Origin of the sequence: Burkholderia sp. Bp8998, assembly GCF_003854235.1 — a bacterium.
Lineage (GTDB): Bacteria > Pseudomonadota > Gammaproteobacteria > Burkholderiales > Burkholderiaceae > Burkholderia.
In genome coordinates this window covers 159,263-179,874 of the sequence record NZ_QTQF01000005.1, presented here as the reverse complement: position 1 = coordinate 179,874, position 20,612 = coordinate 159,263, and the positions used below count along the sequence as shown (strand labels likewise).

The following is a 20,612-nucleotide window of genomic DNA, read 5'->3' as shown; positions in this document are numbered from 1 at the left end:
CAATGATGCTGACTTATCAGGGCGTCGCACCGACAGTCGGCGCGGCATGCTTCGTGGCGCCGAATGCGATCCTCGTCGGCGCCGTCCGGGTCGAAGAGAAAGCGTCGGTCTGGTTCGGGGCGGTCCTGCGCGGCGACGTCGCGGCGATTCGCATCGGCGCGGCCAGCAATGTGCAGGACGGAGTCATCATCCACGCCGATCCGGGGTTTCCCGTCGATATTGGTCGGGGCGTGACCATTGGCCATGCGGCGAAGCTGCATGGCTGCACGGTGGAAGACGGCGCGCTCATCGGGATCGGGGCGACCGTGCTTGATGGCGCCGTGATCGGCAAACAGGCGCTGATCGGCGCGAACGCGCTCATTGCGCCGGGAAAGGTCATTCCTGAGCGGGCGCTCGTCATGGGGTCACCCGGCAAGATCGTCAGAATGCTGACGGAGGATGAAGTCAAGCAGCTGGCATGGGCCGCGGAGGAATATGTACGCACCTCGGCGGATTACTTGTCGGCGCCGGCCGTGCCGCTTGCCTGATACCTGATGACGGCCGGCGCCATTCAGCGCCGGCTTGCTCCACCTCCCGCCGCGGTTCGCAAGTCCGACGGCGGGATCTACTTGCGTTTGCGCGACTTGGCCAGTACGGGCTCAAGCGCGCCCTCGACGAAGAGTTGGCGCTTGTACCACTCCGCGGCATCGCGGATATCGGCCTGCACTGCGGAATTGGCGGCATCCGGGTCCCGCTTTGCCAGGGCCGCCAGGATGTTGAAGTGGTGCATCACACCACGGTCATGCAACGAGTCCGCGGCGACGCTCATCCCTTTCATGACCGCCGCCAGGTAGGGGCCACTCTGGAGCCACAACGTTTCAATGATCGACAGCAGGAGTTCCGACCGGGCGGCACGATAGATGGCGAAATGAAGCTGCTCGTTCGCTGCCACGGCGGCGACCATGTCGCCCGCGTCCAGCGCGTGACCGTACGCTTCGTTGGCCGCCTTGATCCGCGAGAACTCCGCAGGGGACATCCGTTGCGCGGCAAGCGCGGCCGCATGGCCCTCCACGTTGGCGCGTATGTCGATCAGTTCATCGAGCTTGTCTGACGAGATGATCGGCACGCGCAGGGTGCGGTTCGGCAACATTTCCAGCGCGCGCTCCGTCACGAGCCTGCTGACGGCTTCGCGAACCGGCATGGTGCTGGTACCCAGCATTTCTGCAAGGCCACGGATGGTCACCATCGTTGCCGGAGCGAAGCGCCCCGCACGCAGTGCATTGGCCAACTCGTCGTAGACGCGCTCGCGCAGCGCGACGTTGCTCAGTTTTGATACTGCAGGCTGGTCGTCTTCATTCGACGCAGGCGGCTTCTCCTTGTCGGTAATCAGACTGTCCATATGTGCTCCATTAGTGATCTTCAATCACGCATGACTGCCGTCAAAAGACAATCAGGCGGCTCGCGCGACGCCTGATCTTACCTGATTTTGTGATCACATGGAGTTGAGCGGCCGTTTGCGGCGCAGGAGCAGGGCCGCCTCCGCGGCAGCGTCGCAAGCCGGTCGATCCGTGGCGACGCAACTTGCCCGGCGGCGCGCTGCCCCTTGCGCCGCCATGCGCGGATTCATTTACGCAAGCAGCTGGCGGCCGGTCGACTCCAACATTGATCGATACAGCCGACGCACCGGACGGCTGTTCTCGTAATTGCGCTCCTTGATCGCGCCAAAGCCACGAATCGATGCCGGCACCTGCAGCAACGCGATGGCCGTCTCGAGTGTCCGGGGCGCGAGGCTTTGAAGCACCAGGCTGACGTCTTCCTCGAATTCGCCGATCATCTTGCGTTCGATCACCCGGTCAATCTGGCGGCCAAACGGGTCAAGCGGTGTGCCCCGCAGCACCTTGCCGTACTTGAGCACGCGCAGAATCGGATCGAGCCACGCGGCGCGCAAAGCGATCTTGGTTCTGCGTCCGGTGTGGGGCGAGCGTCGCGTGAGCAGCGGCGGCGCCATGTAATAGGTCTTCTTGCTGCCACCTTCGAACGCGGCGGACAGATAGGAACGGAAGATGCCATCGGTATGAAGCCGCGCCACTTCATACTCGTCCTTATAGGCGAGGACCTTGAAGTAGCTGCGGGCGACAGCTTCCGTCAATGCTCCAGCGGCGCCCGCCACGCGGCGCTCCGCTTGCTGCACGCTGTCGACAAGCGCCTGGTATCGACGACCATAGGCGGCGTTCTGGTAACGCTCGAGGTCGCGCACGCGATCGGCCACGAAGCGGTCCCAGATGAACGCCTCCGATTCGCTCGCCAGCGTGCTGGATACCTGCTCGATCACACTGGCATCGTGCGCCATCAAGCGTCCCCAAAAGAACGCGCGCGCATTCATCTCGACGGCGGTGCCGTTCAATTCGATGGCCCGTCGGATTGCGCCTTCCGAGAGCGGAATCAGTCCCAGTTGGTACGCATAGCCCACCATCATCATGTTCGATGCAATTGCGTCGCCAAAAAGTGTCTCGGCCGCGCCGGAGCCATCCCAGAAAAATGACGGAGCACCGCTGGTCGCGCTGTCGATCGCGACCTGATGAATTGCCTTGCTGACCGGCAGGTCGCCATCACGGACGAAGTCCGAAGTCGGCGTAATGCGTTCGTTCACGACCGCCCGCGTCACGCCGGAAGCCACGCGTGAGAGCGCGCCGGCGGACGCCGCGACGACCGCGTCGCAGCCAAGCAGAACATCCGCGGCATGCGCGCCAATCCGGGATGTGAGGATCCCGGTCCGGCTGCTCGCGATCTGTACGTGACTGATCACCGCCCCGTTCTTCTGTGCAAGACCGGTGAAGTCCAGTGTGGACGCCCCCTTGCCTTCCAGATGCGCGGCCATGGCGAGAATGGCGCCGATCGTGACGACCCCCGTTCCGCCGATACCCGTGACGACAATGCTGGCGTGGCTCCGCATGGCCTCCGGCACAGGCGCTGGCGCAGGAAGTCTCTGGCGCCATTCGGCTTCGATCGCGCCGATGCGCTTTTCGTCCGGACGTTTGGGTTGCAGTCCTTCAACCGTGACGAAGCTCGGGCAGAATCCCTTGAGGCACGACGTGTCCTTGTTGCAGGTCGACTGATTGATCGCGCGCTTGCGGCCGAGCTCCGTTTCGAGCGGTTCGATCGCAATGCAATTCGATTGCGTGGAGCAATCGCCGCAGCCTTCGCATACAGCGGGGTTGATCACGACGCGCTGCGGCGGATCGATCAGCGTTCCACGCTTGCGGCGACGACGCTTTTCGGCAGCGCAGGTTTGGTCATAGACGATGACGGAAACGCCCGTGGCTGCGCGCAGGGTTCGCTGGAGCGCGTCGAGCGCGTCCCGATGCTGCACCTCCACGTTCGCCGGCAACCGCGATTGGCCTTCATATTTTTCCGGTTCGTCCGTCACCACGACCACCTTGGCCACCCCCTCGGCGACCACCTGATCTACCACGCGCCGGACGGTCAGGCTGCCTTCGGCCGGCTGCCCTCCCGTCATCGCCACCGCGTCGTTGAACAGAATCTTGTAGGTAACGTTCGACTTCGCCGCAACCGACTGGCGAATCGCAAGGCTCCCCGAATGCTGGTATGTCCCGTCACCAAGATTGACGAACATGTGCGGGATGTCCATGAACGTCGACATCCCGACCCACTGGACACCCTCCCCGCCCATCTGGCAAAAGGTCGCGGTGTCGCCTGCATCACCCAGCGCCATGATGTGACACCCGATGCCAGCCGCGGCGTACGAGCCGTCCGGCAATCGAGTCGACGAATTGTGGGGACACCCGGCGCAGAAAAACGGCTTGCGGGTGAGCGGTTCCGCATCCTTGCTGATCGCAAGCGGAATGACGCGCGCGCCGCCGCTTCGAACAGTCGCGGTAGCCGGGGCTGCCGCTGTCAGCTCGACGTGGGTGTGCACAAAGAATCGCCGCAGCGCAGCCGCGATCTGCTCAGGTGCGAATTCCATCGCTGCGGGCAACAGTGGACCCGCTTCCCCGAGGTCCTTGCCGAACACCGCAGGACGTTCATCAGCGCGCACATTGAACAGCGCGTCCTTGATCTGCCGCTCGACAAACGAGCGCTTCTCCTCGATCACGATCAGTGCCTGCATGCCGCGTGCAAATGCGCGCAAGCCGTCTGCCTCGAGCGGCCAGATCATGCCTATCTTGTAGATGCCGATGCCAAGGCGTGCCAGCTCCGTCGGCGAGAGCCCGAGGAGGTTCAAGGCGGTCAGCACATCGCCGTGCGCCTTGCCGACGGTGACAATGCCCACGCGCGCACCTTGCGGGCGTACCAGTGCGCGATCGAGCGGATTCGCCCGGAAAAATCCGAGCGCGGCGGGCAAACGCTCATCGAGCACGCGTCGCTCGAGTTCGCTACGTTCGGCTGGCCAACGAAGATTCGGGTCGTAGTTGAACCCTCGGCCAGCCGGAACCTCGATGTCCGAGGGCAACCTGAAACGAGACGCCGTGTGTGCTCGATGTCCGTGCACGGTCATCGAGCGGCCGCTTTCGACCGTTTCGGTAATCGCCTTGAACGCAACCCAAAGGCCCGAAAAACGCGACATGGCGTAGCCTGTCAAACCGAACTCGACGTATTCCTCGACGGACGCCGGAAAGAGAATCGGCATCATCGCACCTTCGAAGACATGGTCCGTCTGGTGCGGGAACATCGACGATTGCGCGGCGTGGTCGTCGCCGGCGACCGCCAGCACACCGCCATGCCGCGACGTGCCGAGGATGTTGGCGTTGCGAAAGACGTCCCCGGTGCGGTCAACGCCCGGGCCTTTGCCGTACCACATCGAGAAGACGCCTTCGACGCGCTTGCCCGGGAACGCGTCGACCTGTTGGGCCCCCCACAGCATGGTCGCGCCCAGGTCTTCATTGAGGCCCGGTTCGAAGCGGATGGCGTGTTCCGCGAGCAGTTTCTTCTGACGCCACAGTTCCTGATCGAATCCACCCAGTGGTGAACCGCGATAGCCCGACACCAGCCCGCCGGTGTTGATCCCCGCTGCGCGATCGCTACGCGCCTGTTCAAGCAGGATTCGCACAAGCGCCTGGGTCCCGGTCAGGAAAACGGCACCGTTTTCCCTCCGGTAACGATCCTCAAGACGGTACTCCATGTCGAGTTGGCGCTCGACCTCGACTGCTCGCATGTTCATTGCCTGTCTCCGCTGCTGTGATAGGTGGAATGCGAGTCATTTTAGGTAGCCGATAGCGGTGATTTGTGTCAAACTCGACCATCGAATTGCTGAAATTTAGCAATATCAGCCGGATATACCCGCCTTATAGGGAAAGTTGGCCAATGAAATTCGATCGCAACGATGTCAGCATCCTGCACGCCCTGCAACGCGATGCCCATACGAAAGCAACCGATCTTGCGGAATCGCTCGGTCTGTCGCTTTCTCCGTATTACCGTCGCGTCCGGCTCCTTGAAGAGGCCGGCGTCATCACGCAATATGTGACGCTCCTCGATCAGGAAAAGGCCGGATTTCCGGTCAATGCATACGTTTCGGTCGCGATTGAAAAGAAGAGTGAAGTCCGGCTCGCAGCGTTTGAGCGCGCGATCGCGAACTTTGAGGAGGTGATGGAGTGTTACCTGATGACGGGCGCCTTCGACTACATGCTTCGTGTCGTCGCTGGCGACATTGCAGGTATCGAGCGCTTCGTGATGACCAAGCTCACGAAGATTGACGGCGTGCGCGACATCCACACGTCTGTCGCGCTTCGCCGTGTCGAATACAAGACAGCACTACCTGTTCGCATCCGCGACGAGTGATGGGCCTGAATGGCCCATACTTCGAGCGCCGTGGTCGGACACCGGAAAAGCGTGATTGCTATCGGGTTGAAAAGACCGCAATGCCATTCGAAGAAAACGACCCCGTGCCACTCCCTGCAAATGGCACGTAGATCTGGTGCGACGCGCCATCAATCGCGATGGAATGCGCGCCTTTTCGCATCGGCAGTTGTGCGATCACTGAACGTGACGAAGCATCGACTACGCCAAGCGTCGGCGTGGCGGACGCGGCAGGCCCAGCCACTCCACTCTTTTGCTCGCGAAACGCAGCGATAATGTATCGGTTCGTCACCATTCGGCTATGCGCTGAGTAGCGCCAGTGCATGACCGTGCAAAGTCTTGTTTGCAGATGCGATGACGCGCCCATCCGAGTGACGCCTGAGCGGGCGCCCGTCCCAATCAGTGATGACCCCTCCCGCCGCTTCGACAACGGGGACCAATGGAAGGTAGTCATAGGGCTGCAGACCAGATTCAATAACCAGATCCACTCGACCTATGGCCAAGAGTGCGTAGTTGTGACAGTCTCCGCCGTAGCGACGCAACGCGACTTGCTTGGCAACACGCTCGAACGCCTTGCGGGCCCGCCGATCAAAGATGTCAGGCGACGTGGTGCACAGCCTGGCTTTGGCAAGATTGTCACAGCTGCTGCTCGAAACCTTGCGTCCATTCAGAACGGTTCCTGCAGACGAGCCGATCCAGCGCGCTTTCAGGATGGGCATTTCGATCGCCCCGACCCACGGCTCACCATTGCGCAACACCCCGATGAGCGTACCGAAAAGTGGGCTGCCGATGGCAAAGCTCCCCGTGCCGTCCACCGGATCGATAATCCACGTGAAGCGGTCCGTGGATGGCGGCGCGCCGGCTGCCGACTGCTCGCCGTACTCCTCGCCGATGATGTCGTGCTTGGGAAAACGGCGCGATATCGCGGCGGTGAGCGCCATTTCAATATCCCGATCTGCCTGTGTCACAGGTGTCCTGTCCGCTTTCTGCTCGATCGACGGCGGCTCGCCGAAATACCTGCCGGCAATGGCCCGCGCCTCGTCGGCGAGCGAGTCGATCGCCTGCAGAACAATATCCATGTCCATCGCGTATATCTGGTCCGGATGTAAAGGGAGAAAGAAGACGCCCTCACGAGGCGCCTTCGAAATACGACGTCTTAAAACAACGTCCGGATGCCCGCGGTAATCGCGATCTGATTGTGTCCGATCGTGGCCGGGCTCGACAGTAGGATCGTGTCGCTGCCAGCGCCGAGCATGCCCTGCACCTTGTTCATCGAGTAAGCGATGTCCGTGTACAGGGTCGTGCGCTTCGATAACGAATATTGCGCACCCACCTTGAACAGTTGCGCGCCCGCCGCGCTGTTCTGCAGATCTTGCAGATACATCCAGTCGGCCGTCGCGCGCAAAAACGGAGATGCCTGCCAGGCCGCGCCAAGATAGTAGTAGTTCTGGTTCGCGCCGGTTGTCGGATTCCGGAACTTGGCAAAATCGAAGCCCGTCTTGACGGGACCGATTACGTAAGACACACCGACCGAGAGCGCGCGCAGCCACGGGTTGCTCGTCGCGCCGGTCGGATCTCTTGCATCGAAGTATGCGGACGTCAAGCCGAGTGTGCCGTTGGTCCAGTTGAGGTTAGCAGACCAGGTCTGCTTGTTTGCGAAGCTACCGGCGGTACCGCCGAACGAATAAAGAACGCCGCCGCTCAGGCCATACGTATTGTCAGGCAGCATGTATTTCACGGAGTTGTTGACCCACGTGTACAGCAGCCCACCGTTCACGGGGCTGTTCGCCCCGGATGCGATGCCGGCCAGGCCGAGCTTCGGGTTCACGTTCGACGAGTTCTGGAACACTGCGTTGGCGAGCGAGCCGAAGTTCATGAAACCCGTCGCGTCCCCTGCGGAAATGCCGTCGAAGAAAGGCGACCAGTTGCGGCCCATCAAGACCTTGCCCCAAGGTGCTACCACGCCGATAACGGCCCCGCGGTCGAACAGCGCGTTCGTGTCGTTGGGGAACGGCACCGCAAAATTCCCGTTGCCGGTCGTCGGACTAAAACCGCTCTCGATCTTGAAGGTGGCTTTGTAGCCACCACCAATGTCCTCGAATCCAAGCAGGCCCCAGCGACTCGTCAATTCGTTGCCGGACGCGAGCAGGACGGCGCTGGCCGCTTTGCCGTTACTGACTCCGGCCGCCGTCCTGTATTGCAGGCCAACGTCCATGACGCCATAGAGCGTCACGCTCGATTGCGCGTAAGCGACGCCAACCGGTGCGCATGTCAGGCCGACGAGTCCCGCCGAAATCGCTGCGGCTCGCGCAATCTTCCGGGTATGCCTTCCCTTCCGGCCATCTACAGTTCTTGCTGCCATTTCCGCATTCTCCAAACGTGGTTGATCGGGTTGGGCGGCACCTGGAAAACGCCGCCCGAATCGTTTTGTTCACTTCGTTTGATTCTTCTGATCCGTGTTCGCAGAGAGGTGCACGCCGAGATGGACGTCCATCAAGCGCGCGTGATTGGTCAACTCCGCCGCAGTACCGGCGAAGACGACCTTGCCGCTCGAGAGAAGCGCGGCATCATCTGCGACGGAGAGTGCGAGACGGCTGTTCTGCTCGACGAGCAAGATCGACAGGCCGTCGTCCCGGAGCTTCCCGATGATTCGCGCCACCTCGCCGATCATCTGCGGCGACAGCCCCTCCGAGGGTTCGTCCAACAGCAGCACGCGAGGGCATGCCATCAGGGCCCGTCCTATCGCCAGCATTTGCTGTTCACCTCCGGACATCGTCCCGGCCCGCTGTCCGAGACGCTCGCCCAGCCGCGGGAAGAGCGCGATGACGTCGTCGATTCGCCATTGCCTGCCGGCACACGGCGCCACGGCCGGCTGAACGATCGCGAGGTTCTCCCTGACCGTGAGCAGCGAAAAAATCCGCCTTCCTTGCGGCACGATGGCGATGCCCCTGCGAATGACTTCTTCAACAGGCAACGCCGCGACCGATTCGCCGAATACCCGCACGGCGCCGCTGTACGACCGGAGCATTCCGGCGATGGCGTTGATACAGGTCGTCTTGCCCGCGCCGTTGCGCCCCAGCAGCGCGAGTACGCTGCCGAGCCGCACCGCGAGGGACACGTCCTGAAGAATTTCGCTGCGGTCGTAGCCGGCCGTGACGCCCGATAGCTCGAGCGCGAGCGTGTCGTTAGTGGCCAAGGTAGATCTCCTGCGTCCGTGGATCGTCCAGCACGGCCTGCTTTTCGCCGTCCACGACAACCCGCCCGCCTTGCAACACGGTCACCGTGCCGGCATAGGCCAGCGCGACATCCATATCGTGTTCGATCATCACGATCGTGAGCTCACGCGGCAGCGCATGCAGCAATTCGCCCACTCGTTTGCGCTCCGGGCCCGACAAGCCTGCGAGCGGCTCATCGAGCAGCAGGATGCGCGGTGACTGAGCCAGTGCAAGCGCGATTTCGAGTCGTCGCATCTCGCCATAAGAGCAATTGGCGACGACAGCGTGCGCCTTGGTGTCCAGCTCGACCTGGGCGAGCACGTGATGGGCCCGACTCGCAAGCGACGCGTCATCGAACGACCGCCACGGATTCCAGCGTCGACGCGTGCCCGCGGTCAGCGCGAGCTGGACGTTGCGGAGCAAGGTCGCCTCACGGAACAGCGTGATGATTTGATAGGTACGCGCCAGGCCCAGGCGTGCCCTGCTCGTCGTCGGCTCGGCGGTCACATCCTCGCCAAAGAGCTTGATAGTGCCCGCGGTGGCGCGCAGGTCGCCGGCAATCAGATTGAACAGTGTCGTCTTGCCCGCGCCATTCGGGCCCAGCAGCAAACGACGCTCGCCGCTGGCGATGGACAGGTCCACGCCGTCGACGACCTTCAAGCCGCCGAACTGGATGCCCAGACCGCATGCGCTGATCACGGGCTGTTGCGCGTGCTTGCCGGAAACGCCGCCGGACGTGGGCGTCGACAGCGCCGACGAAAGACCGGCTTCGCTCATCGCAACCTCCTCGTGACACGACACATGCCGGGCACCACGCCCTCGGGGAGCAACACGACGACCGCCACGAACAGCACGCCGAGCAGCACCGGCCAGTGATCGAAGTAGCTGCTGACGACGACACGAAACAACACCACGATCACCGCGCCCGCAAGGGGCCCGAGAAGCGTGGCAGGACCGCCGACGATCACCATGAGCAGGGTTTCCGCCGTCTCGCCGAGGGCGAGCGCGTGAGGGCTGATGAACTGCTGGTGAAAGACGTACAAGACCCCGGCGAGCGACGCAACGAGACCCGCGATTGCAAACGCGCACATGCGGATCGTCCAGATGTCGAACCCAAGCGCGGACATGCGCTTGGGCTGCGAGCGCACCGCGGCCAGACTGATGCCCAGCGACGAGTGCATGAAGCGATGCAGCGCAACGACCAGCACCAGGAACAGCACGCTCACGCACTCGTACCACACGACAGGTTCAGCAGCAGACCCGACCGGCAAGGACGGCCGCGGAATACCACTGATACCGTTTTCTCCTCCGGTGACTCCGCTCCAGTGCAGCGCGAGCCCCCACATGACCTGCGCCAGCGCGAGCGTGATCATTCCGATGTTCAGGCCGGTCGCGCGCAAGGCCAGCGCACCGATCGCGACGGACAGCAACAGCCCCGCGGCCACTGCACCCAGCGCAGCCAGCCACGGCGAAAGCCCGCCCATGACACATCCCAAAGCGGCCATATAACTGACGGTGCCGGCAAGTGCGGTCTGCGCAAACGACAGGAGACCGCCGAGCCCGAGCAACAGGTTCAGACTGCTGGCAATGAGGCCTGCAATCATCATCTGCACGAGCAGGTCGAGATAGAACGGCGAACGGATGGCGACAGGCACGAGCAGCAACAGCGCACCAGCCAGTGAAGCGAATGTCCTGGATTTCACGATACGGCCCTCCCGAACAGCCCTTCCGGACGCACCGCGAGAACGAGGATCATCGGCACGAACAGAAGGACATAGGAGAGCTCGGGCAACCAGGCCTGCCCAAAGCTGTACACGAGGCCAGTCACGACGCTGCCCAGAAGCGCGCCGCCGATGCTTCCGGTTCCGCCGAGCACGACGACGATCAGCACCAGCGGCAGCACTTCCATGTCCAACCCCGGATACACGGACAGGATGGGTGCCCCCACCACGCCCGCGAATCCAACCAGCGCGGCCCCGACGAAAAAGCTCGTCGCGAACAGCCGGTTGACGCGGATGCCCGATGCCCGCGCCATCGTCCTGTCCTCGACTGCTGCGCGAACCCGGGCGCCGAGCACTGTGCGGGTCAGCGACACATCGAGCCCGATTGCGATGACGATTGCGAGCGCGATCACCGCGAGCCGGTAGAGCGGGAACGCCCAGTTGCCCAGGCGGATCGTGCCTGACAGCCACTGGGGCGCAGCCACCTCGAGAGGCATGCCGCCCCAGAGCACCCGGCAACCGTCCGAAATGACGAACGCGATACCGAGTGTGGCGAGCACCTGGGCCAGTTCGTTGCCGGCGATCTTCGCGAGCACCGTTCGCTCGATGAGGGCCCCGATCGCCCCCACGCCCAGTCCGGCCATGATCGCTGCCGCGGCGAAAGGCAGGCGACACGACAGCAACGTCACCGAGATGTAGGAGCCCAACATGAAGAAGCCGCCATGCGCCATGTTGGGAATGCGCATCAACCCGAAGATGAGCGTGAAGCCGGACGCCATCAAAAACAGTAGCGCGGCGAAGGTCAGCCCATTCAGCGCTTGCGTTGCGAGGAGTGACATGATGAATTCCTTGATCGCCCGTTACTCGACGTTCCGCGACGGCGGAAAATCTCGTGAGTAAACCGGGTTCGCCAGAAACGCTTTCGGTTCGTAGGTCCAGAACTGGCTCACGTCCGGATAGCGCTGAAGCACTGCGTTCACGAGCCTCCCGTCCACGCGCTTGATCTGGCGGATATAGACGGTGACGATCGGGTTGCCGTAACTGTCCAGCTTCAACGGGCCGCGCGGGGACGCGTCGAGCTTCACCGCATGGAGTGCGGTGGCGAGCGCCTTGCCACTGACGGGTTGATCGCCCATGGACTTGAGCGCCTGCTCGAGAATCAGCCCGGCGCTGTATCCTCCCGTCGCGTAAAAGCCCGGGGTGCTTCCGTAGGCCTTGCGGAAGCCGTTCACATAACGCGTGTTGTCCGCTGTCTCGATTGCCGCGCTATACCAGCCGGCGGACACGATACCGATCGCTTCATCGCCCATTTTGTCGAGCAACGACTCGTCGACCGTATTCATCCCCGCGATCAGCGGAATCTTCTGCTTGAGCCCGAAATCGGCGTACTGCTTGAGGAATCGCGTGGCATTTGCGCCCGAGAAGTTGATGAATACCGCATCGACGTCCGGCTTGATCTGCGCAATGACTGTTGCGAAATCGCTGGAATTGAACGGCGGCCACAGCTTCTGGACCACCTTGCCGCCAGCTTCTTCGTAGCTGCGCTGGAAACCGGCCACGGTCTCTTGCGAGAACGAGAGATCCTCCGCCACCACGGCAACCCGCTTGTATTTGAGGGTCTTCGCGACGTAGACGCCGAATGGCTGGGTCGCCTGTGCCGATGAACTGGAACTGCGCACCATCCAGGGGTCGGCCTTGCGCTGGGTCAGGTCCTCTGCCGCGGCCGAACTCAAGATGAGCGGCACGCCTGCGCGGGCGACGTCGTCACGGATCGCGACGGCCTCGAATGTCGCCAGCGGCCCAACCACCACGTCCACGTGGTCGCGCTCCGTAAGCTGGAGAAACTTTGCCTTCGCCGTGACCGGAGACGCAGCCGTGTCGACCACGACAAGCTCCACTGCACGCCCGGCCAGTTTGCCGCCGCGCTCCCTGAGCAAATACTCGAAACCGTCCTGCATCTGCGTGCCGATGCCTGCCGCCACGCCTGTCTTGACGGTCATGAGACCAACCTTGATTGGGGCGGGATCCGCGGCCTGCGCGGCCGAGCCAAGCGTTGCCGCCAGCCCCGCGACGCATAGCGCCATAAGCTTTCGAGACAGCATTGAAGACCTCCGGATGACCCTTCGACGGGTCGTTGTTGAAAGTTTCGAACACTGTCATTTTTGTGATCACAGATCGCAACTGGCGTTTACACCTAAGATCCAGCGAACCCGGCAATCCGCGGTAATTCGGCGCTTTTTTGCCAGTATGGCCAAGCGCAGCGCTCTTATTTTCTCCTTGTGTGATCTCAGATCACGAATGTATGCTGGTCCGTGTAGTTTCAAAAAACGGAGAAAGGGAATCATGGATACGATGCGCAAGGGCCAACGCTGGGTGTTGGATGCGTTTCTTTCGGTAGGCGGATTGGACGTGCTGCACCCGGACGCGGGTGCGCTTTTCGAGCAGATCGGCTACGACTCGACGGACATCAAGCGTGTCTTCGCGCCAGTCAAGGCCGGCTCGATGTTGCCGGCATGCTGGAGTGCGGCGGCCAGGGAAATCGAGCAGCGCGCCAGGCACTGGGAGCAGCGCGGCTTCGCGTCGACAGCGAAGCGCATGTATGAACGCGCGACGCTCCTTTACGCGCGCACGCATTATTCGGTGCTTGCCGATGACCCGCGACGCACGCGTTACCTGAACAAGGTCGTGCAGTCTTTCGAGAAGGTCATCGAACTGGCTGCCCACCCCATCGAACGGATTGCGCTGCCATTCGAAGGCAAGCATCTTCACGGCATTCTCGAGACGCCGGCCGGCGCCGCAAGCGTGCCCTGCGTGATCATGCTGCCGGGCATGGACATGTTCAAGGAAGACTGGCACAAGGTGATCGAGCAGCGCATCCTGCCGCGTGGCTGGGCCGGCTTCTCACTCGATGGCCCCGGCCAAGGCGAAAGCCTGACCAAGGGCTTGAAGATGACGCTCGACAATTACGACCGCGCCATCAGCACGGTCATCGACTGGCTGTCCAGCCACCCTGCCATCGACCCCTCACGCATCGTCATCATGGGATCGAGCATGGGTTCGTGGTGGGCGACGCGCGCGGCCGCGGTCGAGCCGCGCATCGCGGCGATTGCGGCGAACATGTCGAACCTCGGAGACAAGTACGTCCTGCTGAACCAGGCGCAACCGAGCTTCATGGCGGGTCTGATGTTCATGACCGGCATCACCGACCCTTCGGTAATCCAGGACCTGTCCAGGAAGATGCTGCTGGACGACCTGGCGCCGAAGGTCAAGGTGCCTTATTTGATCGTCACCGGCGAGAACGACGAACTGACGACGATCGATGCAACCATCGACGTCTATGACCGGCTGCAAGGTCCCAAGGAGCTGTGGATTTACCAGCACGAGTTTCACCCGATCGGACCGCAATCGGACGAGTGGATCAACGCGTCGCTCGACTGGCTCGGCGCAGCCCTTGCCGGCCGATTCCAGCATGGCCACGAGGTGCGAACGTTCATTACCAAAGGTGGCGAATACGTCGACGGAACGGGCCAGCCGACGTGGTGGAATCCATGAACAGCAAAACCACGGCAGCAATCGACGACCGCGACGGAAAAATATGGCTGGACGGCAAGCTGGTCGAGTGGCGGGACGCCCGGATTCATGTGCTGACCCACACGCTGCATTACGGCATGGGGGTGTTCGAGGGCGTGCGCGCATACGACGGTCCAGACGGCGCGGCGATATTCCGGCTCACGGAACACACGCAGCGCTTGCTGAACTCCGCGAAGATCTTTCAGATGAATGTGCCCTTCGATGCCGAAACGCTTGCGGCCGCGCAGCGGGAGGTGGTCCGCGCGAATGACCTCCAATCGTGCTATCTGCGCCCGCTCATCTGGATCGGCTCGGAAAAGCTCGGCATCGCGGCGAAGGCCAACACCATCCATGTCGCCATCGCCGCGTGGCCTTGGGGCGCGTATCTGGGCGCGGACGGTCTCGAAAAAGGCATTCGCGTCAAGACTTCGTCGTTCACGCGCCATCACGTCAATGTTTCGATGGTTCGTGCGAAAGCCTCGGGGTGGTACGTGAACTCGATCCTGGCGAATCAGGAAGCGTTGACAGACGGTTACGACGAGGCGCTCTTGCTCGACGTGGACGGGTACGTGTCAGAAGGCTCGGGCGAGAACTTCTTCATCGTCAATGGCGGGACGCTCTTCACGCCTGACCTTGCCTCGTGCCTCGACGGCATTACGCGCAACACCATCATTACTTTGGCACGCGACCTCGGGATACCGGTCATCGAGAAACGCATCACGCGCGACGAAGTGTACACGGCCGATGAAGCTTTCTTCACCGGAACGGCGGCGGAGGTCACGCCGATTCGCGAGCTGGACAATCGGACCATCGGTACCGGCGGTCGCGGAGCGATAACGGCGATACTCCAGGCGGCGTATTTCGACATCGTTACCGGAAGGGATTCACGGTACGCCCGCTGGCTGACAAGGGTCTGACTGCGCTTCATGATACGCCCGACGGGCTATCCCGCCGTCGGGCGTATGCCGTTCTTCGACGCACCCGCTCAACTACCGGCCGTCCGACAAGCCGCTCTTGATGCCACGCGGAAATCGTCAATGCACGCGCGGCGAACATGCGCGCGCTGCGCGGCAGATCGGTGGCAGGACGGGTAATACCCGACGTCAGAAACACGCTGCGACATCTCGAGGATCGAGGGCGATGCTGTGCGGTTGAACGGTTAAAGCAGACAAGCGCGCAGCGGTACGCCGGGAGAGATCCGCCTCCATTACGACGACAGATCATTCACCGGCTGTGCCCCTGAAGGCTCACCTGACCTGAAGTTTCGGCTTACCATGGTTGGCACGGGTGCAGGCTCCGGTCACCGTGACGGCGTCCGCACGGCCGCTCGTCGGCTCCACTGCGCGCACCGCGCAGCGTGACGATCGAGCGGGAAGCAAGGAGCCTCCGCGATGAGGACACGAAGTGTGAGCCGGGGACGGCGCGATTTTCTTCGCAGGTCGGGTGTAGTGCCGTCCGCGTTGCTGCTGTTGGCCCTCGGCAATGTCAACCATGGCCGGGCCGGCACGGTTTCCGCTACGCCCGCGTGCACCGACGATCACGAACCGACGCCGCGGCAGACGGCAGGCCCGTTCTTCCTGCCACAATCGCCGCAACGGGCAACGCTGCTCGAACCCGGGATCAATGGAACGAAGATCGTGCTGACCGGGCGGGTGCTGTCGACACGATGCACGGCGGTGTCCGGGGCTTTGCTCGATTTCTGGCACGCCAATGACGCAGGGGAGTATGACGTCGAGGGGTTCCGGCTGCGCGGCCACCAATTCGCCGACCGCGAGGGACGCTACCGCCTCGAGACCATCGTGCCGGGTCTATACCCGGGGCGCACGCGACATTTCCACGTGACGGTGCGGCCACCGAACGGACCGATCCTCACCACTCAACTGTACTTCCCCGGGGAGCCGCGTAACGCTCACGATTTCCTGTTCGATCGCCGGCTGCTGATGACGATCGACGATCACGGCGAGCAAAAGGCGGCCCGGTTCGATTTCGTGCTCGCGCTCACGTAGCGCAATTCTTCCTGACGGCGGCGGCGCTGCCGTGGTGGCTGCCCGGAGCCGCGTCGAGCGAACGCGCTACGGCCCCGACTTGCTAACGTCGGTCATGTGGGCCGGATCGCCGACATGCACACCAGGCTGTGTGGCGGCGCAGCCGCGACTCACCGCAATCTCCAACAGTCCTATTGTGGGGTCCCCTTGATTTCGCCGCGTTTTCCAGGGGTAGACTGATCTAGGTGCGACAAGGCTTAGCGCTCCGCCCCCAAAACAATAATCAATCAAATCAGCCACTTCCTGACTGGTCTATCCATCGTTCCTCAGCACCTTTTCGCCGATTCCCATCCGGCGGCGGCATACGCTGATCGCCGTCCAGGAGCCTGCATGGACGCGATAAGAAAACTTATCGTGGGTAGATGATCAGATATCGTCATAAATGTGGTCTTATAACGATAGACTTGTGTGGAATAATTTGACCACCTTGACCGAATTCCCGCACCATGCCCCGTCCTGTCGCCGTGACCGCCGAACAGATCCGCTCCGCCGTGCTCGCGATGCTCGCCGAGGCCGGCGATGCCGCGCCGGCCACCGGCGCGCGCTTTCGCCAGATCGTGTCGGTCCGCAAGCTCCGCGCGCGACTGGGCGTCGGGGACCCCGCGACGCTCGCGCGCGCCCTGAACACGATTGAGGCGGAGGTCGTGCGCGCGGGGCTCGCCGAAATCGCGATTCCTGACATTCCGCCCGACGTTGCCGACTTGATGCGCACGCTCTGGCAGGCCGCCGTCGCCGTGCAGATTGACGACGTGGCGCGCCTCAAGCAGTCGGCCGATGACAGCGTCGCCGCCGCCGAGGCGGCCCGCACCGATGCCGAGCTGCGCGTCGAACTGCTGCGTCAGGAGGTCCAGGACCTGCGCACCGCACTCACGGCCCGCGACGCGGAGCTAGCCGACCTGCGTGCACAACACGGGGTGCTGCAGGACCGTTGCGCGTCCCTCGACGCGCAGGCTCACGAGTGTCAGGCTGCCCTTAGCGCGTTGGCAGCCGAACAGGTCGACCGCGACCGCGCGCACACCGCGGCGCTCGAGGCGGCGCAGCACCGCTATGAGGCGCTGTCGAAGCAGCTGCTGCAGGAAACTGCACATCAGCGCGAGGCCCTGAAGAAAGAACACGCGCAGGCGGCGTCGCAACTGAAATTTGCCGAGCGCCGGATCGCCGCGCTGGAGGGCGAGCGCGACCGCCTCGACAGCGAGCTGGCGCACGAACGCGAGGCGCGTCAGCATGCCGTCGGCGAAGCCCTCGCCCTGAAGGCGGTCAACGCGCAGCAGCACGCCCAGCTCAGCGACCTGTTGCGTGATATCGCGCCCAAGCCGACACGGACCGCGACACATGCGGGCCTCGCGACGGCGAAGCGCGCGACAGGTGGCGCGACCACGAAACGCAAGGGAAAATGCCCCGGACGGCCACCTGCCTCCGTTTGCTGATCAGCCATGCCGATGAACTTTGCCGACTGGATTGACACCGGCGCGACGCCGCCGCAGCGCCTGCCTGACGGCATCGATCCCGCCATCGCCTACGTGACCGACATACTTGGTCACGTCGTTTACGTGCGCTGGACGTTGGAAGTCGTCAAGCGGCACTATCCGTCGCTCGCCGACGCGAAGGCAGCCAAACCGACCGTGATGCGTCTGCTACTTGACCAGAGGGCGGCCGTTGAATACTGGGACCGCGGTCGCGCGCGGGTCGTGCCGATCGACGACGCGCCCGAGCCTGAAATGGTGTTGGTACGTGTGCTGCGTGCGCACACGCGACGCTTCAAGCGCGGTCAGGCGCCTCTGCCTGCTGTGACGAGTGGTGAGGGGCTACAGGAGCCGATGCCGGTGGTCGCCGGGATACCAACCGCGTTTCGGCAATGGTTCGCCCGCGCGGGCCGCTTCGCCAATCTCGCGAGCGCGACCAATACACTCGGCGTCGGTAACGACGCCCAAGCGGTGGCGCTGTTTCTGCGCGATCGGGGCAGCCGGTCGCCGCATACCATGCGCGCTTATCTGACCGAGATCCGCCGCCTCGCAGTGTGGTGCATCGCCCATGAACGGGGACCGCTGTCGGATCTGACACGCCACGATCTACTCGAGTACAAGCGGATGTTGCGTCGTCCTTCGCGTGTGGCAACTGAAGATTCTCGGCTCAAAGGCATGCTCTCCGTGGCGGCGCAGGCCCGCGCGCTCGCGGTGATCGCGAGCCTGTTCCGGTACTGGACCGAAACCGGTTATCTGACGGCGAACCCGGCTGCCGGCCTGGTGCGCGGACAGCCACGGCACGCCGGTTTCGCGCCGACCCGCATGCTGACGCCCGCGCAACTGGCCGCCTGCGACGTGCAAGTCGATCGCGTCGACAGCGATGTTGAGCCGCTGGTGGCCGCACGGCGCCGAGCGATCTGGAGCCTGTACCGCTACGCCGGCGTGCGGCTCGTCGAGCTGGTGTGGTCCGACGAACGGCGCCTGCCCGCGCTCGACGTCGACGCGAAGGGAAACTGGACGTTGCACGTGTGCGGCAAAGGAGAGAAACACCGTGCGATTCCGTTGCCGGTGGCCTGCGTGTCGGTCCTGCAGGTCTATCGGCGATTGCGTGGCCTCCCCACTCAGCCTGAACCAGGCGAGCACGTCGCGTTGGTTCATGGCCTCAAGGGCGGGTCGCTGCAAGGCTCGGGGCTGTACGACGAGGTCAAGGCGATTTTCCAGTCGGCGGCCGCGCTGCTCGCCCGGAGCGATCCGGCGAGTGCCGCCACGCTGCGGCGAGCATCACCGCACTGGCTGCGCCATGCCTATGCGCGCACGTTGGTGGTCGACCGGCAGGTGCCGCTGCCCGCCGCGCAGGCGCTGCTCGGCCACGCCTCGATTCAGACCACAGCCGGCTATGCGAAGACCGACCTGTCACAGTTGCGCGGATTCGTCGATCGCGCATTCGGTGTCGATTAGGGGTGCCGTCAAGATTCGGACGTTTAGTATTCCAACGGCGAAGCCGTCAGATTTGGGCCTGAGACGTCGATGCGGAGGCATCACTAATGGGGAAAACGACGGTAGCCGGCCAGGACTGGTCGTTCACACTCTTGAACGAGTGACCCAAATGCGTCGGGCTACGGCCGATCTCGTGTCCTGCGTGTCAGCTCACGAGAAATTCCAGGCCCGCTTTTTTGAAGAATTCGCTCCGGACAAATATTCGGTTAGATTCCCAAAGCGTATACTCGACAAGACTTTCGGGCACATTTCAGTAAAGAACTTCTTCGCATGAACTCCCGCGCACCCACGGTTGATGTCGGCCGTCCGCTTGAACGCGGGATTGCGCATAGTCATTTCAGCGTGCATGGCGAACCGCCACGACTTCGCCTGCCGGCCTGGCGCGATCGGGTCGGTCATATTGTTGACGTGCTGCCGTCGCGGGCTGACCTGGAGAGGCCGTTTCAGGCTTCAATTGACCGCTTTCAGGTTGGCGATCTGGTGTTGACGGATTGCCGGTCCGACATGATGGTTCTCGATCGCTCACTGGCCCGGATCTCGACAGACCGGATACGCGACTTCGTCTTTCATGTGTTTTTGGAGGGTGGCGTCGACAACGTCGCCATACGCCCCTCTCATCGCAGTCCCCCGCCCGCTCCGGCACGCATCCTCGCACTGGATATGAATCAGCCCTTTCGCATGCGACGCCTCGCATGCAGGGTAATCACGTTTTTCGTGCCGGGCGCGTTGGTTCAGGAAGTCTTTCCCGATCCGGAGGCCATCCACGGCCGGGTGCTCGATGGGACGATGCCACTCGAACGGCTGATCGTCGAACACGTCACGGCGCTCAGCCAGACGATTACCCGCATGGAAGCCCCTGAGGCGGACGACGCAATTTGGGCGGCGGGCAGGCTCCTGGTTGCCGCGTTCGGTCGGCAGGCACGCCTGAGCGGCGACGCGCGCGCGGCAGCTCGGGCGGCCATGTGCGGTCAGATTCGGCGCTATATTCGGGCGCACCTGACCGAGGACGACCTCTCCCCCGAAAGCGTGCAGGCTGCGTTTCAATTTCCCCGCCCGACTCTTTATCGCCTGTTTCAGCACGAGGGCGGCGTAGGCGCGTATATCCGCCATCTGAGGCTGCGCCATGCGGCTGACGAGCTGATCCGTTATCCGCACGTCGCGGTAGCGGAGATTGCTTACGGATTCGGCTTTAAAAGCGCTTCTGATTTCACGCGCGCGTTCCGGCGGGCGTACCACATGGCGCCACAGGATTTTCGGGCGCTGGTGAGCAGCAAGATGCTTCGGACGCCGTGAGCGAGGCGTCAACGC

General features: G+C 63.0%; 17 protein-coding genes. 8 read left to right on the top strand and 9 right to left on the bottom strand.

Going from position 1 to position 20,612, the window contains the following annotated elements:
• Nucleotides 1-2 precede the first annotated feature (2 nt).
• A complete protein-coding gene (locus tag DIE06_RS08415) occupies nt 3-527 on the top strand; it encodes a gamma carbonic anhydrase family protein (RefSeq protein WP_124660998.1) in 525 nt (174 codons plus the stop codon).
• 77 nt (nt 528-604) lie between these two features.
• Here DIE06_RS08415 and DIE06_RS08410 read toward each other — a convergent pair whose 3' ends face one another.
• Nucleotides 605-1,378: a GntR family transcriptional regulator gene (locus DIE06_RS08410; RefSeq protein ID WP_124660997.1), complete on the bottom strand. Its 774-nt coding sequence runs from the start codon at nt 1,376-1,378 to the stop codon at nt 605-607.
• 228 nt (nt 1,379-1,606) lie between these two features.
• Nucleotides 1,607-5,158: an indolepyruvate ferredoxin oxidoreductase family protein gene (locus DIE06_RS08405; RefSeq protein WP_260433561.1), complete on the bottom strand. Its 3,552-nt coding sequence runs from the start codon at nt 5,156-5,158 to the stop codon at nt 1,607-1,609.
• A 143-nt stretch (nt 5,159-5,301) separates the two neighbouring features.
• Between DIE06_RS08405 and DIE06_RS08400 the strand changes: the two genes are divergently transcribed.
• A complete protein-coding gene (locus DIE06_RS08400; RefSeq protein WP_124660996.1) occupies nt 5,302-5,775 on the top strand; it encodes an Lrp/AsnC family transcriptional regulator in 474 nt (157 codons plus the stop codon).
• 317 nt (nt 5,776-6,092) lie between these two features.
• Here DIE06_RS08400 and DIE06_RS08395 read toward each other — a convergent pair whose 3' ends face one another.
• From DIE06_RS08395 to DIE06_RS08365, 7 genes are all read right to left on the bottom strand, one after another.
• Nucleotides 6,093-6,872: an inositol monophosphatase family protein gene (locus DIE06_RS08395; protein ID WP_260433560.1), complete on the bottom strand. Its 780-nt coding sequence runs from the start codon at nt 6,870-6,872 to the stop codon at nt 6,093-6,095.
• Between the two features lie 77 nt (nt 6,873-6,949).
• A complete protein-coding gene (locus tag DIE06_RS08390; RefSeq protein WP_124660994.1) occupies nt 6,950-8,155 on the bottom strand; it encodes a porin in 1,206 nt (401 codons plus the stop codon).
• Between the two features lie 69 nt (nt 8,156-8,224).
• Nucleotides 8,225-8,989, bottom strand: coding sequence for an ABC transporter ATP-binding protein (locus DIE06_RS08385; protein WP_124660993.1), 765 nt, complete (start codon nt 8,987-8,989; stop codon nt 8,225-8,227).
• Entirely contained in the window at nt 8,979-9,785 is an 807-nt protein-coding gene (locus tag DIE06_RS08380; protein WP_124660992.1) for an ABC transporter ATP-binding protein, read from the bottom strand. The genes DIE06_RS08385 and DIE06_RS08380 overlap by 11 nt, the downstream gene beginning before the upstream one ends.
• Nucleotides 9,782-10,711 (bottom strand): branched-chain amino acid ABC transporter permease, encoded by a 930-nt coding sequence (locus tag DIE06_RS08375; protein ID WP_260433559.1) that lies wholly within the window; start codon nt 10,709-10,711, stop codon nt 9,782-9,784. Before DIE06_RS08375 ends, DIE06_RS08380 begins: the two co-directional genes overlap by 4 nt.
• Nucleotides 10,708-11,568 (bottom strand): branched-chain amino acid ABC transporter permease, encoded by an 861-nt coding sequence (locus tag DIE06_RS08370; protein ID WP_124660991.1) that lies wholly within the window; start codon nt 11,566-11,568, stop codon nt 10,708-10,710. Before DIE06_RS08370 ends, DIE06_RS08375 begins: the two co-directional genes overlap by 4 nt.
• A gap of 21 nt (nt 11,569-11,589) precedes the next feature.
• Nucleotides 11,590-12,831, bottom strand: a complete 1,242-nt coding sequence (locus DIE06_RS08365; protein WP_185733369.1) for an ABC transporter substrate-binding protein — start codon at nt 12,829-12,831, stop codon at nt 11,590-11,592.
• 241 nt (nt 12,832-13,072) lie between these two features.
• Between DIE06_RS08365 and DIE06_RS08360 the strand changes: the two genes are divergently transcribed.
• The 6 genes from DIE06_RS08360 to DIE06_RS08330 all read left to right on the top strand — a co-directional run bounded on the left by DIE06_RS08360 (nt 13,073) and on the right by DIE06_RS08330 (nt 20,597).
• Nucleotides 13,073-14,281, top strand: a complete 1,209-nt coding sequence (locus DIE06_RS08360; RefSeq protein ID WP_057928674.1) for a S9 family peptidase — start codon at nt 13,073-13,075, stop codon at nt 14,279-14,281.
• Complete coding sequence (locus DIE06_RS08355; protein WP_124660990.1) at nt 14,278-15,216, top strand: branched-chain amino acid transaminase; 939 nt, start codon at nt 14,278-14,280, stop codon at nt 15,214-15,216. The genes DIE06_RS08360 and DIE06_RS08355 overlap by 4 nt, the downstream gene beginning before the upstream one ends.
• 543 nt (nt 15,217-15,759) lie before the next feature.
• The gene (locus DIE06_RS08345) at nt 15,760-16,305 is read left to right on the top strand and encodes an intradiol ring-cleavage dioxygenase (RefSeq protein WP_260433558.1); all 546 of its coding nucleotides are present in this window, start codon (nt 15,760-15,762) and stop codon (nt 16,303-16,305) included.
• A 485-nt stretch (nt 16,306-16,790) separates the two neighbouring features.
• A complete protein-coding gene (locus DIE06_RS08340) occupies nt 16,791-17,771 on the top strand; it encodes a DNA-binding protein (protein WP_124660988.1) in 981 nt (326 codons plus the stop codon).
• 12 nt (nt 17,772-17,783) lie between these two features.
• The gene (locus DIE06_RS08335) at nt 17,784-19,265 is read left to right on the top strand and encodes a tyrosine-type recombinase/integrase (protein WP_124661073.1); all 1,482 of its coding nucleotides are present in this window, start codon (nt 17,784-17,786) and stop codon (nt 19,263-19,265) included.
• Nucleotides 19,266-19,574: 309 nt separating this feature from the next.
• Entirely contained in the window at nt 19,575-20,597 is a 1,023-nt protein-coding gene (locus DIE06_RS08330; protein WP_124660987.1) for an AraC family transcriptional regulator, read from the top strand.
• The last annotated feature ends 15 nt before the right edge of the window (nt 20,598-20,612 follow it).

What these genes read in the sequence shown, in the direction of transcription:
- DIE06_RS08395 (WP_260433560.1), bottom strand. Translation starts at nt 6,872, where the DNA reads ATGGATATTGTTCTGCAGGCGATCGACTCGCTCGCCGACGAGGCGCGG.
- DIE06_RS08380 (WP_124660992.1), bottom strand. Translation starts at nt 9,785, where the DNA reads ATGAGCGAAGCCGGTCTTTCGTCGGCGCTGTCGACGCCCACGTCCGGC.
- DIE06_RS08330 (WP_124660987.1), top strand. Translation starts at nt 19,575, where the DNA reads ATGAACTCCCGCGCACCCACGGTTGATGTCGGCCGTCCGCTTGAACGC.
- DIE06_RS08355 (WP_124660990.1), top strand. Translation starts at nt 14,278, where the DNA reads ATGAACAGCAAAACCACGGCAGCAATCGACGACCGCGACGGAAAAATA.
- DIE06_RS08340 (WP_124660988.1), top strand. Translation starts at nt 16,791, where the DNA reads ATGCCCCGTCCTGTCGCCGTGACCGCCGAACAGATCCGCTCCGCCGTG.
- DIE06_RS08370 (WP_124660991.1), bottom strand. Translation starts at nt 11,568, where the DNA reads ATGTCACTCCTCGCAACGCAAGCGCTGAATGGGCTGACCTTCGCCGCG.
- DIE06_RS08360 (WP_057928674.1), top strand. Translation starts at nt 13,073, where the DNA reads ATGGATACGATGCGCAAGGGCCAACGCTGGGTGTTGGATGCGTTTCTT.
- DIE06_RS08400 (WP_124660996.1), top strand. Translation starts at nt 5,302, where the DNA reads ATGAAATTCGATCGCAACGATGTCAGCATCCTGCACGCCCTGCAACGC.
- DIE06_RS08405 (WP_260433561.1), bottom strand. Translation starts at nt 5,158, where the DNA reads ATGAACATGCGAGCAGTCGAGGTCGAGCGCCAACTCGACATGGAGTAC.
- DIE06_RS08410 (WP_124660997.1), bottom strand. Translation starts at nt 1,378, where the DNA reads ATGGACAGTCTGATTACCGACAAGGAGAAGCCGCCTGCGTCGAATGAA.
- DIE06_RS08390 (WP_124660994.1), bottom strand. Translation starts at nt 8,155, where the DNA reads ATGGCAGCAAGAACTGTAGATGGCCGGAAGGGAAGGCATACCCGGAAG.
- DIE06_RS08365 (WP_185733369.1), bottom strand. Translation starts at nt 12,831, where the DNA reads ATGCTGTCTCGAAAGCTTATGGCGCTATGCGTCGCGGGGCTGGCGGCA.
- DIE06_RS08415 (WP_124660998.1), top strand. Translation starts at nt 3, where the DNA reads ATGATGCTGACTTATCAGGGCGTCGCACCGACAGTCGGCGCGGCATGC.
- DIE06_RS08335 (WP_124661073.1), top strand. Translation starts at nt 17,784, where the DNA reads ATGAACTTTGCCGACTGGATTGACACCGGCGCGACGCCGCCGCAGCGC.